This window comes from Phycicoccus sp. Soil748, from assembly GCF_001428025.1.
Lineage (GTDB): Bacteria > Actinomycetota > Actinomycetes > Actinomycetales > Dermatophilaceae > Pedococcus.
Window position 1 is genome coordinate 85,143 of sequence record NZ_LMSC01000012.1, and the last position, 15,433, is coordinate 100,575.

At 73.3% G+C, this 15,433-nt stretch carries 17 protein-coding genes; 9 read left to right on the forward strand and 8 right to left on the reverse strand.

From position 1 onward, the window contains the following. Positions 1 to 45 precede the first annotated feature (45 nt). The 6 genes from acsA to ASG70_RS16660 all read left to right on the forward strand — a co-directional run bounded on the left by acsA (position 46) and on the right by ASG70_RS16660 (position 6,340). Positions 46 to 1,881, forward strand: a complete 1,836-nt coding sequence (gene acsA, locus ASG70_RS16635) for an acetate--CoA ligase (protein ID WP_082590953.1) — start codon at positions 46 to 48, stop codon at positions 1,879 to 1,881. Further along, positions 1,878 to 2,936, forward strand: coding sequence for a pyruvate dehydrogenase (acetyl-transferring) E1 component subunit alpha (gene pdhA, locus ASG70_RS16640; protein ID WP_200949320.1), 1,059 nt, complete (start codon positions 1,878 to 1,880; stop codon positions 2,934 to 2,936). The genes acsA and pdhA overlap by 4 nt, the downstream gene beginning before the upstream one ends. Beyond that, positions 2,933 to 3,985, forward strand: coding sequence for an alpha-ketoacid dehydrogenase subunit beta (locus ASG70_RS16645; protein ID WP_082590954.1), 1,053 nt, complete (start codon positions 2,933 to 2,935; stop codon positions 3,983 to 3,985). The genes pdhA and ASG70_RS16645 overlap by 4 nt, the downstream gene beginning before the upstream one ends. Further along, positions 3,978 to 5,372, forward strand: coding sequence for a 2-oxo acid dehydrogenase subunit E2 (locus ASG70_RS16650; RefSeq protein ID WP_056884969.1), 1,395 nt, complete (start codon positions 3,978 to 3,980; stop codon positions 5,370 to 5,372). Before ASG70_RS16645 ends, ASG70_RS16650 begins: the two co-directional genes overlap by 8 nt. Beyond that, on the forward strand, positions 5,369 to 5,623 hold the full coding sequence (locus tag ASG70_RS16655) for an acyl carrier protein (RefSeq protein ID WP_082590955.1): 255 nt from the start codon (positions 5,369 to 5,371) through the stop codon (positions 5,621 to 5,623). Before ASG70_RS16650 ends, ASG70_RS16655 begins: the two co-directional genes overlap by 4 nt. 75 nt (positions 5,624 to 5,698) lie before the next feature. Continuing rightward, positions 5,699 to 6,340 (forward strand): GyrI-like domain-containing protein, encoded by a 642-nt coding sequence (locus ASG70_RS16660; RefSeq protein WP_056884971.1) that lies wholly within the window; start codon positions 5,699 to 5,701, stop codon positions 6,338 to 6,340. Between the two features lie 46 nt (positions 6,341 to 6,386). On the opposite strand, the gene ASG70_RS16665 is transcribed toward ASG70_RS16660, so the two are convergent. From ASG70_RS16665 to ASG70_RS16695, 7 genes are all read right to left on the reverse strand, one after another. Continuing rightward, positions 6,387 to 7,565 (reverse strand): DUF2157 domain-containing protein, encoded by a 1,179-nt coding sequence (locus ASG70_RS16665; RefSeq protein WP_056884972.1) that lies wholly within the window; start codon positions 7,563 to 7,565, stop codon positions 6,387 to 6,389. After that, positions 7,544 to 7,870, reverse strand: a complete 327-nt coding sequence (locus tag ASG70_RS16670) for a hypothetical protein (RefSeq protein ID WP_056884973.1) — start codon at positions 7,868 to 7,870, stop codon at positions 7,544 to 7,546. Before ASG70_RS16670 ends, ASG70_RS16665 begins: the two co-directional genes overlap by 22 nt. An 88-nt stretch (positions 7,871 to 7,958) precedes the next feature. Beyond that, positions 7,959 to 9,650 carry an FAD-dependent monooxygenase gene (locus ASG70_RS16675; protein ID WP_156400068.1) on the reverse strand — a complete coding sequence of 564 codons (1,692 nt, stop codon included), beginning with the start codon at positions 9,648 to 9,650 and terminating at the stop codon, positions 7,959 to 7,961. Further along, the gene (locus tag ASG70_RS16680; RefSeq protein WP_200949321.1) at positions 9,626 to 10,273 is read right to left on the reverse strand and encodes a hypothetical protein; all 648 of its coding nucleotides are present in this window, start codon (positions 10,271 to 10,273) and stop codon (positions 9,626 to 9,628) included. Before ASG70_RS16680 ends, ASG70_RS16675 begins: the two co-directional genes overlap by 25 nt. An 11-nt stretch (positions 10,274 to 10,284) precedes the next feature. After that, complete coding sequence (locus tag ASG70_RS16685; RefSeq protein WP_056884974.1) at positions 10,285 to 10,800, reverse strand: DsrE/DsrF/DrsH-like family protein; 516 nt, start codon at positions 10,798 to 10,800, stop codon at positions 10,285 to 10,287. Between the two features lie 38 nt (positions 10,801 to 10,838). Beyond that, entirely contained in the window at positions 10,839 to 11,153 is a 315-nt protein-coding gene (locus ASG70_RS16690; RefSeq protein WP_056884975.1) for a TusE/DsrC/DsvC family sulfur relay protein, read from the reverse strand. 6 nt (positions 11,154 to 11,159) lie between these two features. Beyond that, positions 11,160 to 12,443: an NAD(P)/FAD-dependent oxidoreductase gene (locus tag ASG70_RS16695; protein WP_056885324.1), complete on the reverse strand. Its 1,284-nt coding sequence runs from the start codon at positions 12,441 to 12,443 to the stop codon at positions 11,160 to 11,162. A 104-nt stretch (positions 12,444 to 12,547) separates the two neighbouring features. Here ASG70_RS16695 and ASG70_RS16700 point away from each other — a divergent pair, with 104 nt between their 5' ends. Beyond that, positions 12,548 to 13,009 (forward strand): SRPBCC family protein, encoded by a 462-nt coding sequence (locus tag ASG70_RS16700; protein WP_056884976.1) that lies wholly within the window; start codon positions 12,548 to 12,550, stop codon positions 13,007 to 13,009. Continuing rightward, positions 13,006 to 14,043, forward strand: coding sequence for an FUSC family protein (locus ASG70_RS16705; protein ID WP_082590956.1), 1,038 nt, complete (start codon positions 13,006 to 13,008; stop codon positions 14,041 to 14,043). Before ASG70_RS16700 ends, ASG70_RS16705 begins: the two co-directional genes overlap by 4 nt. Here the strand turns inward: ASG70_RS16705 and ASG70_RS16710 are convergent. Further along, positions 14,025 to 14,459 carry a hypothetical protein gene (locus tag ASG70_RS16710; protein WP_056884977.1) on the reverse strand — a complete coding sequence of 145 codons (435 nt, stop codon included), beginning with the start codon at positions 14,457 to 14,459 and terminating at the stop codon, positions 14,025 to 14,027. The two genes, ASG70_RS16705 and ASG70_RS16710, sit on opposite strands and share 19 nt — an antisense overlap. 195 nt (positions 14,460 to 14,654) lie before the next feature. Between ASG70_RS16710 and ASG70_RS16715 the strand changes: the two genes are divergently transcribed. After that, positions 14,655 to 15,356 carry a GAF and ANTAR domain-containing protein gene (locus tag ASG70_RS16715; RefSeq protein WP_056884978.1) on the forward strand — a complete coding sequence of 234 codons (702 nt, stop codon included), beginning with the start codon at positions 14,655 to 14,657 and terminating at the stop codon, positions 15,354 to 15,356. Positions 15,357 to 15,433: the final 77 nt, after the last annotated feature.

The following is a 15,433-nucleotide window of genomic DNA, read 5'->3' on the forward strand; positions in this document are numbered from 1 at the left end:
CTTTGGTCCCTGCTGGCCTCTCGGGCGCCGGTGCATCGTGGGCTCATGGCGGACACCTCGACCCGCACCGACCGCGAGATCCGGCACGTCCCGCTGCTCGAACCGCTCGTCGGCGACTACGAGGAACGCTGTCGCACGTTCAGCTGGGAGCAGGCTCGGGGCCTGCTCGCCGGGCTGCCCGGAGGCGGCCTCAACATGGCCCACGAGGCGGTGGACCGGCACGCCACCGGACCGCTGCGGGACGTGGTCGCCCTGCGGTTCCTCGACCGCGGGCAGCTGGTCACCGAGCTGACCTACGCCGAGCTCCGGCGGGCGAGCGACGCCGTGGCCGTGGGCCTGCAGGCGCTCGGGGTGGACCCGGGCGACCGCGTGTGCACGTTGTTGCAGCGCTCGCCCGAGCTGTACCTGACCGTCCTCGGCACGCTCAAGGCCGGCGCCGTCTACTGCCCGCTCTTCCCGGCCTTCGGCCCGGAGCCGGTGTTCGAGCGGCTGTCCCTGGGGAAGGTCCGGGTCCTGGTCACGGACCGGATCTCGTACGAGCGCAAGGTCGCCCAGTTCCGCGACCGCCTCCCGCACCTGGAGACGGTGCTCCTCGTCGACGGCGCCGCGGCGCCGGCCGACGACGACGCGGACGCTGCATCCGGCGCGCGCCCCGAGGACACCGGCTCGTGGGCGGCGATGGTGGAGTCGGCCACCGCGGCGCTGGACCGCGACGGCTTCAGGATCGCCCAGACCCGTCCGGACCAGGCGGCCCTGCTGCACTTCACCAGCGGCACCACGGGGAAGCCGAAGGCGGCCGTGCACGTCCACGAGGCCGTGGTGGCGCACCACGTGACCGCGATGTACGCCCTGGACCTGCGGCCGGGGGACGTCTACTGGTGCACCGCCGACCCCGGGTGGGTGACGGGCACGTCGTACGGCATCATCGGGCCGCTGTGCCGCGGGGTCACGGTGGTCACGGACTCGGCCGACTTCGACGCCCGGCGCTGGTACCGCACCCTGCAGGACGAGCGGGTCACCGTCTTCTACACGGCGCCGACCGCGCTGCGGATGCTCATGCGGGTCGGGTCCCAGATGGCCCACGAGTACACCTTCCCGGCGCTGCGGCACGTGGTCAGCGTCGGTGAGCCGCTCAACCCCGAGGCCGTCGTGTGGGGCGTCGAGGCGTTCGGGCTGCCGGTGCACGACACGTGGTGGCAGACCGAGACCGGCGCGATCATGGTGAGCAACTACCCCGGTATGGCGATCCGCCCCGGGTCCATGGGGCGGCCGGTGCCGGGCATCACCGCAGCCGTCCTCGAGCGCGGGCCGGACGGCCGGGCCGCGGTGGTCCACGGGCACGTTCGAGTCCTCACCGAGCCCGACGCTGTGGGGGAGCTGGCGCTGCGACCGGGGTGGCCCTCGATGTTCCGCGCCTACCTCGACGACCCCGACCGCTACGGCGCCTGCTTCGCCGACGGCTGGTACCTCAGCGGCGACCTGGCCCGCTTCGACGCCGACGGCTACGGCTGGTTCGTCGGGCGGGCGGACGACGTCATCAAGTCCGCCGGCCACCTCATCGGCCCCTTCGAGGTGGAGAGCGCCCTGATGGAGCACCCCGCCGTCGCGGAGGTCGGCGTGATCGGCAAGCCCGACCCGCTCGCCGGCGAGATCGTCAAGGCCTTCGTCACGCTCCGGGCGGGGTACGAGGCGACGCCGGCGCTGCAGCGCGAGCTCATCACGTTCGGGCGGCACCGGCTCGGGTCCGTGGCCCCGCGGGAGATCGCCTTCGACCCGGCACTCCCTCACACCCGCAGCGGCAAGGTGATGCGGCGGCTGCTCAAGGCCCGCGAGCTCGGGCTGCCCGAGGGCGACCTCTCGACGGTGGAAGGACAGCCATGACCGCGACCGAGCAGAGGAGCGGGACCGCGACCGAGCGTGCGGCCGCGGACACCACCGAGCAGGCGACCGGGACGAGCGGCGCGGACACGCCCGCCGGCCTGCTGCGGGCGATGCTGCGCATCCGGCGGTTCGAGGAGAAGTGCGCAGAGCTCTACAGCGCCACCAAGATCCGCGGCTTCCTCCATCTGTGCATCGGCGAGGAGGCAGTCGCCGTCGGGGTCGTGGGCGCGCTGGCAGCCGAGGACGCGGTCGTGTCGACCTACCGCGAGCACGGGCACGCCCTGGCGCGTGGGGTGCCGATGACGGCGATCATGGCGGAGATGTTCGGGAGGTCCACCGGCTGCAGCGGCGGACGCGGCGGCTCGATGCACCTGTTCGACGCCGGCCGCCGGTTCTACGGGGGCAACGCGATCGTGGCGGGGGGCCTGCCGGTCGCGGTCGGCCTGGCGCTGGCCGACCACCTGACCGGCAGCCCTGCCGTGACGGCGTGCCTGTTCGGCGACGGGGCGTTCGCCGAGGGGGAGTGGCACGAGAGCGCGAACCTGGCTGCCCTGTGGCACCTCCCCGTGCTGTTCTGCTGCGAGAACAACCGCTACGCCATGGGGACGTCGCTGGCCCGCGAGCACGCGCAGACCGACCTCGCCGCGCGCGCCGCGTCGTACGGCATGGTCTCGTGGGCGGTCGACGGCATGGACGTCACCCAGGTGCGGGAGGCGACGACCAAGGCCCTCGCCTACGTCCGTGACAGCGGGCAGCCGTGCTTCCTGGAGCTGCGGACCTACCGCTTCCGCGCCCACTCGATGTACGACCCCGACCGCTACCGCGACCCGGCCGAGATCGAGCAGTGGAAGCGGTCCGACCCGATCCCTGCGCTGACCGAGCAGCTCGTGCAGCGGGGTCAGGTGACCACCGCCGACGTCGAGCAGTGGGAGCGGGAGATCGGCCAGGAGATCGCCGCGGCGGTCGCTGCCGCCGACGCGGCGCCTCTCGAGCCCGTCGAGGACCTCACGCGCCACCTCACCAGCACCGGGCCCGGCGAGGGGAGCGCGTCATGAGCCCGCGGACGGCCACCGCGACCCACCGCCGCGGCCGCAAGGCATCGGCCCCACCTGCGCCGACGGCCACGGCCACCACGTACCGCGAGGCCCTGAGGGAGGCGCACCGCGAGGCGATGCGTCGCGACCCGCGCGTGTTCCTCATGGGCGAGGACGTCGGCCGCTACGGCGGGGCGTTCGCGGTGAGCCTCGGGCTGCTCGAGGAGTTCGGCGAGGACCGGGTGCGCGACACGCCCCTGTCCGAGGCCGCGTTCACCGGGGCGGGGATCGGCGCCGCGATGCGGGGCATGCGTCCGGTCGTCGAGATCATGACGGTCAACTTCAGCCTGCTGGCGCTCGACCAGGTCCTCAACAACGCAGCCACGCTGCGCCACATGTCCGGAGGGCAGCTGTCGGTGCCGCTGGTCATCCGCATGACGACCGGCGCCGGCCGGCAGCTCGCTGCTCAGCACTCCCACAGCCTCGAGGGCTGGTACGCGCACATCCCCGGCCTTCGCGTGCTCGCCCCCGCGACCCTCGAGGACGCCCGCGGCATGCTGTGGCCCGCGCTGCAGGACCCCGACCCCGTCGTCATCTTCGAGCACGGCTCCCTCTACAACCTCTCCGGCCACCTCCCGGCGGACCCCGGACCCGTGGACATCGAGCGTGCAGCCGTACGGCGCAGCGGCACCGACGTCACGCTGGTCGCCTTCGGCGGCACCCTCGGCAAGGCGCTGACGGCTGCGGAGTCCCTTGCAGCACAGGGGATCAGCGCCGAGGTGGTCGACCTGCGGGTGCTCCGGCCGCTGGACGACGCGACCATCCTCGAGTCCGTCGCCCGCACCCACCGGCTCGTCGTCGTCGACGAGGCCTGGCGCACCGGCAGCCTCGCAGCGGAGGTCAGCGCCCGCGTGGCCGAGCAGGCGTTCTTCGAGCTCGACGCACACGTCGAACGGGTGGGCGCGGTCGAGGTCCCGGTGCCCTACGCCCAGCACCTGGAGGAGGCGACCCTGCCCCAGGTGCCCGGGATCGTGGAGGCGGCACGACGGGCGGTGGGTGAGGATGGCTGAGTTCCGCATGCCCTCGCTCGGCGCCGACATGGACGAGGGCATCCTGCTCGAGTGGCTCGTCAAGGCCGGTGACGCCGTCCACCGCGGCGACATCGTGGCCGTGGTCGAGACGCCCAAGTCCGCGGTCGAGGTGGAGACCTTCGACGACGGCACGGTGCAGCAGCTGCTCGTCGAGGAGGGCCAGACGGTCCCGGTGGGGGCCCCGCTCGCGGTGATCGCGGACGGTCACGGCGCCGCGCCCGTCGAGGCCGTGCCTGCTGTGGCCGCAACGCCGCCCGTCGTCGCCGTGCCCGCCGTCCACCCTCCCTCCCCGGTCCTGCGCCACCGTGCCAGGGAGCTCGGCGTCGACCTGGACCAGCTCACCGGCACGGGCCCCGACGGAGCGGTCACCCGCCAGGACGTCGAGCACGCGGTCGCCGTACACGCGGTGGACCGGCACCCGCTCGACCGGCACGTGGGACGTCCCCGGGGCCGTGGCCGGGTACCTGCGGCGGCACCCACCGGGCGAGCCGGCAGGCTTCGCGTCTCCCCGCTGGCGCGCCGGCTGGCTGCGGAGCAGGGGGTCGACCTCGCCACGCTCGCGGGATCGGGGCCAGGGGAGAGCATCCGCGCTGCCGACGTCAGGGACGCGGCCGCCGCCGGCCGGGACGCGGCCGCCGCAGGCCGGGACGGTCGCCCGGTCGAACCGCCCGCCACAACCCCGCCCCGCGCGGAACACGCTGCGCCGCAGGACATGCGGACCGCCATCGCGGCGCTGATGAGCCGGTCGAACCGCGAGGTCCCGCACTACTACCTCAGCACCACCATCGACCTCCACGCCGCCCTGCAGTGGATGCACGAGCGCAACCGCGAGCTGGAAATCGCCGACCGCCTCGTCCCCGCAGCGCTGATGCTGGCGGCCACCGCGCGCGCCGCCCGTCAGGTGCCACAGCTGAACGGGCACTGGGTCGACGGCGGCTTCGTGCCCGCCGTGCAGGTGCGACTCGGGTTCATCGTGTCGCTGCGCGGCGGGGGCCTGCTCGTGCCGGCCATCGCCGAGGCCGACTCGGTGTCGGTCGTGGAGACCATGGCCAGGGTTCGCGACCTGACCCGCCGGGCGCGCAGTGGACGGCTGCGCGCCTCCGAGCTGGCCGAGCCCAGCATCACGGTGTCCAACCTGGGGGAGCAGGGGGTCGAGAGCGTCCAGGGCGTGATCTACCCGCCGCAGGTGGCCCTCGTGGGGTTCGGGACCCCGGTCGAGCGCCCGTGGGCGGTCGACGGGCTCATCGGGGTGCGCCCGCTCGTCACGGCCACCTTGGCCGGCGACCACCGCGCGAGCGACGGGGCCACCGGGGCGAGGCTGCTCAGGGCCATCGACGCGTTGCTACAGAGACCGGAGGAGCTATGACCCCACAAGAGGCCCGCAGCATGCTCGAGACGACGCTGCGGGAGATCGTGCCCGACGCCTCGCTCGCGGAGCTGGGTGGCTCAGCGGACCTGCGCCAGGAGCTCGAGCTCGACTCCCTCGACTTCGTCGAGCTGGTCGACCGGCTCAGCAAGCGCGCAGGCTTCCGGATCGAGGACGACGACGCCGACGAGCTGCGGACCGCTGACTCGGCCACGTCGTTCCTCGTCCGCGGCTCGGCCGGCCGCTCCTGAGCCACCCTGACGCCGGCCGTCGTCCCGGGACCTTCGCCCCCTGTCCCGCGCCCGGGGGCGTCCCACGCTGGGTGGATGACCGTCGCCACGCAGCCCCTGTCCGCGCTGTACAAGCCCCGCCGCGGCAGGGTGGAGCTCGTCGACGTGCCGGAGCTGTCCTACCTCGTCGTGCCGGGGCAGGGCGCCCCCGAGGGCTTCGACTTCGCAGCTGCCATCCAGGCGCTGTACGCGGTGAGCTGGGGCGCGCACTTCCTGTCGCGCAAGGCGTTCGGCGAGGCGCCTGCGGTGATGCCGCTGGAGGCGCTGTGGTGGGTGGAGGGTGAACGACAGCAGGGCATCGTGGAGGAGGTGGCCCGCGGCGGCGCGACGATGGCCGACACCGACCGCGGCGAGTGGCGCTGGGAGGCGATGATCGTGCAGGGCGACCCGATCGACGCCGTCGTCGTCGCCGAGGCCGTCGCCCAGGCACGCGGCAAGAACCTCACCGCGCTGGACCGGATCGAGCTCCGCACGTGGACGGAGGGCCGGTGTGCGCAGCTGCTGCACGTGGGTCCGTACGCCGAGGAGGCCCCGTCCCTGGCGCGGCTCCACACGGCGATCGCGGACGGCGGGCTGCGGCCGCGGGGGCGGCACCACGAGATCTACCTCGGCGACCCCAGGCGCGCTGCGCCGCAACGGCTCCGCACCATCCTGCGCCAGCCGGTCGAGCCGGCCTGAGCAACGCGGCTCCCTGAGCGACGCGGCTCCGAGTGCCTGACGCCCCTCAGGTCACGGCGAGGAGCGCGACGGCAACAGCCACGACGACGGCGAAACCGGCGATCGTCGGCACGCCCAGGCCCGGCAACGGTGCAGGTTCACGTCTGGCCACCACACCCGTACCCCGATGCCGGCCCCACCCCTTGGTGGTCGCCAGCGCCGCGAGCACCAGCACGATGCCGACGGCGAGCAGGGCGAGGGGGGCTGCGACGGTGTCCGGGAAGTAGCGCTGCATGACCCCCGGCACGACGCCGAGCGTCGCCAGCGAACCGACTGCGAGCAGGACCAGGCTGCGCAGGCGCACCCCCGCGAGGACCAGCAGCACCGCCGAGGCCACCGCGAGCACCGAGCCCCAGTCGTGCTCCATGGTGATCTCGGAGCCCACCGACAGCGTGATGCCACCCAGCAGGTCGGTGCCGTAGCGCGGCCGCAGGTGCCGGCCCCATCCCAGCATCAGCCACACCCCGCCGAGTCCCCAGATGGCAAGGCCGGACGCGTCCGAGCCGCCGTCGCCGAGGAAGGCAGCGGTCCCCGAGCCGAGGGCGACCGCGAGGCCGACCAGTACCGCGGCCTGCTGCGGCAGCCAGCGGTGGCGACGCCAGAGCTCGGCGGCCCCGAGGGTGGTCGCCGCCGACGTCACGAAGGCCACCTCCTCGCCCGCCAGGTGGAACGTCTGGTCCGCCAGCAGCCCCGTGAAGAGCCCGGTGCCCATGACGGCCAGCACCCACAGGACCGAGCGCAGCCGGCCGGTCGCAGGACGGTCGGCCGCGACGGGCACGAGGAAGCCCGCCACCACCAGGGCCGTCGTGGCCGTGAGGGTGACGGCGAGGCGGCCCACCCGTCCGAGGTCGTCGAAGTACAGGCCCCCGATGACCATGGCCGCGATGAGGATGAGGATGCCTCCGACGTAGCCGAGGGCCTCCGTCACGAGGCTGCCGGACGGCGTGGTGGGAACGGTCACCGGCAGGCCGGGGGCAGGTGTGGCCACCGCGGCCGCCGGGCCCGGCTCGGACACGGTCGGCCCGGTCGCGACCGCTGCGGCAGCGGTCTCGCCGTGCTCCTCGGCCAGGATGCGACGCCCCTGCTCGGGGGTGATGAGGCCGCGTTCGACCCAGCGCCGGACGTGGGCGTCGAGGCTGACGGCGCCGGTCGGCCCGGCGGTCGTCACCATGGCGGTGGCGGCCACGCCGCCGAGGGCGCGCGCCGCGAGTCACCGCCCAGCAGCCGCGAGGCGGCCCGGCGACGGCGCAGCTCCCGCACCAGGGCGCCCTGCTGGCGCCGGATCATCTCCGTGGTGTCGTCCAGGCCCGGGCCGGGGGCGGTCTCGGCGAGGACGTCGGGGGCGTCCGAGCCCAGTGTGGCAAGGGCCTCCTCGGTGGCCATGAGCCGCTGCAGCAGCTCACGCAGCGGGGCGCTGTCCAGGCCGTCGTCCTTCCGGGTGGCAAGGCGACGCGCCCGGAGTCGGGCGTCGGGCTGCGAGTGCTTCTTCATCCTGTCGTCCCGATCCTGCGGTCGCTCAGTGGATCTCCACGCGGGTGGCCTTGGACTCGGCCACCTTCGGCATCGACACTGCTGGTCGTCATGGTCGTTGACTCGATCCGGGCCTGTGCCCATCGTGACCCCTCGAGGTCCAGTCCATCCGGGGAGACGCCCGGGCGGGAGGGTCGTTGGTCCCGGGAGCACGGGTGCGGGCCACGGCACGGGCATCGCTGCGGGTGCGTGTAGTGGTGCGGTCCAGCCCGTTGACGAGGTCGAGCCACCGGTCCAGCCCGGTCAGGTCGCCGCGAGCCGACCGGTAGCCCACGTGTCCGTCGGGCCGGACCGCCACCACGCCGCAGCCCGGTGCGTCGTCGAGGCGGTGGAGGACCACGTGCTGCCCCGTGCGGGAGGGTGCGGAGGCGTCGCGGTCGAGCAGCACGTGGATGCCGGGCCGGGCGGTGAGCTCGTGCAGGCTCCGCGTCCGTCCGTCGACGAGGACCTCGCGGTCGGGAAGGCGGTCCCCGGGGCGTGGCCCGGCGGCGTACGGGGTGTCGTCGAGGGACAGGACGCTGTGCCGGTAGCGGACCCAGCGCTGGGACAGGACCGCGGCGACGGTGGCGGAGAGCCGGCGCCGCCCGAGCAGGTGGGGCAGCAGCGGCACGAGCCCGGTAGCGAAGTGGGCGCGGCCGAGCTCCGCCACCGGCGAGGTCGACGCCTCGGCGAAGAGCACGAGCCTGGTCAGCGCCACCACCTGCCGGGCGACGGGGCGGCGCTCGTCGCCGTAGGAGGCGAGTAGCGGCTCGGCCGCGTCGTGACCGGCCGCCAGGGCGAGCTTCCACCCGAGGTTGAGGCCGTCGACCAGGCCGGTGTTCATGCCCTGCGCGGCTGCCGGGGAGCTGGTGTGGGCGGCGTCGCCCGCGAGGAAGACCGGCCCCTCGCGGAACGTCGACGCGACCCGGTGCTGCAACGGCACGACCGACGACCAGGCGCACCTCGTCACCACGGCCGGTAGTCCCGCGCCCGCCACCAGTCGATCCAGCTCGTCGTCCTCCACCCGCGTGGGCGGTTCGCCGCCGGCGCGTGCGGGGCGGGTGGCCAGGAGCCGCCAGGGCGCCCCGTTCTCACCGAGCGGGAAGAGGAAGGCGAGGCCGTGCCGCCCGACGGTGACGTGCAGGCGGTCCGAGGTGAGCGTGGTCGCCAGGTCGACGTCGGCCAGCACGACCTCCTCGGCGTGCCCTGCCCCGGCGAACTCGACGCGGGCGCCACGGCGGACGGTGCTCGTCGAGCCGTCACACCCCACGAGGAAGCGGCAGCGCGCCTGCTCGTCCGGGCCGTCACGGCGCAGGCGCACCTGCGCCCCGTCCTCGTCGGCGTGGTGGGTGACGAGCTCGGTACCGCGCTCGACGGCGACGCCGCGCCGCTCCAGCGCCTGCGCCAGCACGTCCTCGACGTCCGCCTGGCGCACCAGGGCAGGGTGGGGGAACGGGCTGTCCGGCAGCCCGAGGTCGGAGAGGCGCACGGAGAGGGTGCGGCGCCCGAGGTGCAGCTCGGCCCGCGGGTCGCCGTCCGTGCGGTCGAGCAGCGCCTCCGTGACGCCCAGTGGACGCAGGGCCTCCAGCGTCCGGGGGTGCACGACCATGGCGCGCGACGGCCGGAAGGCGCGTGGCCGGCGCTCGACCACCCGCACCGAGGCGCCGTGGTCGTGGGCCTGCAGTGCAGTGACCAGGCCTGTCGGCCCGGCCCCGACCACGAGGACGTCGACGTCGCTCAGGAGACCTCGGTGACCCGCCACCAGCCGTCCTCCTCCATGACCTCGTCGTCCGACAGACGCTGTGCAGCAGTCGGGTCCGGCCGCTCCGCCGCGGCGAACGCTTCGACCCTGCTGCTGCCGGGGACCACGCGGTGGTGGATCGACGCCCGGTGGCTGACGAGTGCGAGCACCCACCACAGGGCGCGCGCATACGCCTCGGCGAGGTCGGGGTCGTCCCAGTCGTACAGGCCCCGGTACACGCCCCGCTCGTCCGCTGCGATCCACAGCTTGGAGACGAACCCCGGGAACCCCACGAACAGCGGGGTGTTGAGCAGGCTCTCGACCTCGAAGGCACGGTGGCCCAGGCCCCTCACCCCGCGCAACCGGAACGACACCACGAGCACGCACCGTTGCGTGCGGGGTGGGTGGGCGACCACGGTCTCGCGGTAGACCCTTCCGATGCTGCCGTCGCCGAAACGCAGGCGCAGCCCCACGTTCCCGCGCGGCAGGTGCACCTCCCGGCGAGCCAGCAGCACCGCGGTCCGGCCGGCGCACCGGGCCACGGCGACCGCGGCGACGCGCAGCGGCAGGGGAGCCGGGTCCGCGGGCCCGGACGGCGGGGCGTCCCGGCCCGGTGACGCAGCGGGCACCAGCTGTCCGTCCACGACCGCGCCGTTCAGATGAACAGGAGCTGGGCGCCCTCGGTCTTCTCGATGAAGTCGCTGGCGCTGATGATGGCCTCCACCTCGTCGTACAGGTCGTCCTCGGTCAGGTGGTTCATGTCCGCCGACATGCGGCACGCCCACAGGTGCCCGCCGGAGGCCACGATCTGCTCGAGGAACTCCGGCACCTCGGGCACGTCGAGCTCCGCGATCGACTTCTTCAGCTTCGACGTCGCCATGTGGGTGATGCCGGGGATGCCGCCGAGGCCTTGCGGCATGTGGGTCGCAGGGTTGCCGAGGGGCGTGAACTTCAGGTCGTGCATCGTCTGCTTGTTGATGATGTCGAAGCCCCAGAAGGTGAAGAACATGTGGGTCTCCACGCCCTCGCCGAGCGCCGCGTTGGCCAGGATGAGCCCGGGGTAGGCCATGTCGAGGCTGCCCTTGGAGCAGATGATGGCGAGCTTGCGCCCCTGGCTCGACGCGGTGTCGAAGCTCGGCACGATGGCGGGTGCGGTGTCGGTGGTGGTCATCAGGACTCCTCCTGGGTTCGGGGAACGGGGCGGTGGGCCTAGACGCAGCCGTGGGGCTTGGGCAGGCCGGCGACGTAGGCGAGCTTCTTGGCGGGCTTCTGGGGGAAGAGCGTGAACAGCTCCTTGGTGGGTATGCCGCCGGCGACGGTGACGCGGCGCAGGGTCGGGGTCTCGCCGCGGGCGGCGAAGTCCTCGCGCAGGAAGCGGATCGCCTTCCAGTGCGCCTCGCCGAGCGAGATACCGATCTGGGCGGCGAGGGCGGTGGCGAGGTCCTCGTCCCACTCACCCGGGTCGGTGAGGAAGCCTTCCTGGTCGACGTGCACCGGACGGCTGTCGATGGTGGTGACGGGCATGGTCTCTCAGTCCTCTTCTCGTGACGGGGTGGGTGAGCCCTGGGTGGGGGAGCCCTCGGCGGGAACGACCTTGCCCGCCATGGACATCAGGGCCGGGAGGGGCAGCGGTCGACCGGGCAGCAGGACGTTCCAGTAGACCCAGCGGAACGCCAGCTTCCCCAGGTGGTTGGCGCGGGTCTCCTTGAGCAGGCTCAGCGGCCCGACCACGGGCAGCGGGTACCTGCCGGGCAGCGGCTGGGTGTCGTAGTTGAAGTCGATGAGCAGGCCCTTGCCGTCACCGGTCTCGACGAAGCAGTTGGCGTGCCCGTCGAAGGACCCCGTCATCGGCCGGCCGTGGACCAGCTGCAGGAAGTTGTCGACGAAGACCTCGACCGAGAAGTGCGCGACCGAACCGGCCTTGGAGGCGGGGATGTCGGAGGCGTCACCGATCGCGAAGACGTTGTCGTGGGCCGTGGACTGCAGCGTGTGCTTGTCGACGGGCACGTAGTTGAGCTCGTCGCCCAGGCCCGAGCGCGCGACGACCTCCGAGCCCATGTTGAGCGGGACCGTGACCAGCAGGTCGAAGGGCACCTCGCGCTCGTCGTAGGACACGAGGAGCTTCTGCACGTCGTCGATGCGCTCGACCATGAAGTCCGGCTCGAGCAGGATCTTGCGCTCCTCGAGCATGGCGCCGAGCTGGTCGGAGGCGATGGGCTGGGTGAACGCCCCCGACAGGGGGGTGACGAACACGAGCTCCACCCGGTCTCGCAGCCCCCGGTCACGCAGCCAGGCGTCGGCGAGGAAGGTGAACTCCAATGGGGCGACGGGGCACTTGACCGGCATCTCGGTGACGTGGACGACGAGCCGCCCGTGGTCGAAGGAGCGCAGGGCCGTGGCCAGCGCCACCGCGCCGTCGTAGGAGTAGAAGTCGAAGATGCTGCGCCGCCACTGGCTGCCGAGCATGCCCGGGGTCTGGTCCGGGCGCGGCACGGTCCCGGTGGCGATGACGAGGTAGTCGTAGCCGAGGCTGCGCCCGTCGGTCAGGAGGACCTCGTTGGTGTCGGCGTCGACGCGTTCCACCTCTGCGAGGACCAGGTCGACGCCGTCCGCGATGAAGGTGTGCCGCTTCCGGGTGACCTGGTCCGGCGTGTAGGTCCCGAAGGGGAGGAACAGGTAGCCGGGCTGGTAGCGGTGGTCGTCGTCGCGGTCCACGACGGTGATCTCCCACTCGGACCGCGGCAGTGCGCGCCGCAACCGGTTCACCACCATCGTCCCCGCCGTGCCGCCTCCGAGCACCAGCAGCCGTCGCATGTCCACCACTCCTTCGTGTCGTCCTGCTCCCGACGCTATGAGCGCCCGGTCGCCGGCCACAGGGCACTACGTCCCGCCGGCTCCGGGTGAGGGACCATGGAGTCATGGGAGTCGATGTCGAGGTGGAGTGCACGATCGCGCGACCGCTCTCGGTGGTTGCCGACTTCGCGGGGGACCCCGGCAGGGCGCCCGAGTGGTATGCCAACATCCGGTCCGTCGAGTGGGAGACCCCGCCACCACTCACCCTCGGCTCCAGGATGTCCTTCGTCGCGCACTTCCTCGGTCGGCGTCTTGCCTACACCTACGAGGTGGTCGAGCTCGAGCCCGGTCGCAGGCTCGTCATGCGGACCGCCGACGGCCCGTTCCCGATGGAGACCACGTACTCCTGGGACGTGACGGGGGAGGGCCGGACCCGGATGACGCTGCGCAACCGGGGGGTGCCCTCGGGCTTCGCCCGTGTGGCCGCACCGGCGCTGGAGCGGGCGATGCGTCGTGCCACCACCAAGGACCTCGCCCGGTTGAAGGCCCTGCTCGAGTCGGCCGCCGGCGCGGGGAACGGCCGGTGACCAGGCTCGACCTGCTGCACCTGCGCCCGCACCAGGGGGCGCACCGGGTCGCCGCCCGGGCGGCGGTGTCGGTCTTCGTGCCACTCGCCGCGGTGACGCTGGCGGGTCGTCCGGAGTGGTCGGCGTACGCCGCGTTCGGTGCCTTCACCTCCCTCTACGGCCGCAACCACCGGCACCTGTCGCGAGCGACCATGCAGGCCACGGCGGGTGCCGCCCTCACGGTCGCGGCGGTGACGGGTGTGCTCGTGGGCTCCCTGCCGTCTCCGTCGTCGTGGGCCGTGCCGGTTGCGGGCCTGGTGGCCTTCGCCGGGTCGCACCTGGCCCGTGCCCAGGACTGGCACCCACCGGGGTGCCTGTTCCTCGTCTTCGCGTTCGGCGGGTGCTCGTCCGCGCCGCACGTCCTTCGTGACGTCGTGCCGGCACTGCTCGTGACCGCTGCCTCAGCGGTGTTCGCCCTCGTGGTGGGTGCCGTCGGGGGACTCTTCTCGGCCAGGAGCCGCCGCCCGAAACCGCCGCCCCTTCCCCTGGCGTGGAGCTGGTCGTGGCTGCCCGTGCGTGACGCCGTCGCGGTCGTGGTGGCGGGCGGTGCCGCGGTCGCGCTGGGCATCGGCCATCCGTACTGGGCCATGGTCTCGGCCGTGGCGCCGCTGGGGGTCCGCGGGGTGACGGGCCAGCTCGGACGGGCTGTGCACCGTGTCGTGGGCACGCTGCTCGGGCTGCTGCCGAGCGCGGCGCTGCTCGCCCTCGACCTGCGGGGCGTCGCGCTGGTGCTGCTCGTCGCGGTGCTGCAGTTCGTCACCGAGCTGCTGGTGGGTCGCAACTACGGGCTGGCGCTGCTGTTCATCACGCCGCTGGCCCTGCTCATGGGCCAGACCGCGCGCCACGTCCCGGCGGCCGGCCTCGTCCTCGACCGAGGGGTGGAGACGGTGGTGGGCAGCCTGGTCGGTGTCGTGGTCCTCGCCACCGTCCATGGCTACGGACGCCGGGCCGCTGCAGCCTCCCCGGGTGGGAGCGGTCAGCCGAACGTCAGGTAGCCGTTGTCCGACGCGCCGCCGACCGTCGCGGTGACCGTGACCTTCTGGCCCTTCTTCGGGTTCTTCACGACCAGCTCGGCCGAGCAGACGCCGCTGCTGTTGGTGGTGCACGGGTTCTGCCTCAGGCGGAAGTGCGCACTGGTGGCGTTGTCCGTCCACTTGACCGTCACCCCGGCGGCCGCGCTGCCGTCAGCCTTGCGGACCTTGGCGGTGTAGGTCTGCGTCCCGTCGGGCACGTAGTTGAGGCAGGAGTCGGGGGCGAGCTGTCGCTCCGGCTGCCTCTTCGGCACCGAGCAGGTGACCTCCACCCTGTAGCCCGTGGCGGCCCCGGCGGGGGCGGCGAGGACGACGGTACCGGTGGTGGCGGTCAGGGTGACGGCGAGCGCGGCAAGGGTGCGGATTGCGTGGGTTCGCATGGCCCCGAGGTTAGGAGCGCCGGCGCCGGCGCACTTCCGTCATCTGCATGAGCTTCCACGGGCGGTGACCTGCGGCGGTGGGGTCCTCTCGTGGGCAGGGCGGGTCCTGGCCGCATGGACGGGGCGGCCCGTGGGTAGGGAGCCGGTGACCCACGAGTGGCGCCGCCGGTGCCGCGGTCGACCGGAGGTGATCAGGTGACGACGGCAGAGGTGTACTCCGCCCTGGCACGGGTGGTGCTGGTGAACCGTGGGCTCGACGATGTGCTCACGGAGGTCGTGCAGATCGCCCGGGACGCGCTCCCGGGGGCCGAGCAGACCTCGATCACCCTGATGCGCGGTGACCGGGCCTGGACCGCGGCGTATGCCGGCCGGCTGGCCTACGAGGCCGACGAGCTGCAGTACTCCACCGGGCACGGCCCGTGCATGGACGCGGGGCGGACCGGCCTCATGCTGGTCGCCAACGACCTGGCCACCGAGACGCGCTGGCCGGGCTACACCCCGCGGGTGGTCGGCGAGCTCGGCCTGCACAGCTCGATGTCGGCGCCGCTGCCGTTCCAGGGCTCGACGATCGGCGGCCTCAACGTCTACTCCAGCAGCGCCGGCTCGTTCACCGACGAGTCGGTGGCGGCAGCGGAGGCGGTGGCCGCCCACGTCGCCGTGGCCGTCATGAACGCCGACGCCCACGCCGAGGCGATGGCCCAGGCGGAGAACCTCAAGCGGGCCCTGGAGTCGCGCAAGGTGATCGACATGGCGCTGGGGATCCTCATGTCGACGCACCACTGCAGCGCCGACGAGGCGTTCGCGATCCTCTCGAAGGCGTCCCAGAACCGGAACAAGAAGCTGCGGGAGCTGGCGGCCGGGCTCGTGGAGTCGACGGTGGGCCAGGGCGTGCGCTGACGGCCCGCTACCCTCGGCCGGGTCCACTGTCCTGGGCCGGGTCCACTGTCCTGGGCCGGGTCCACCGTCCCCGGCCG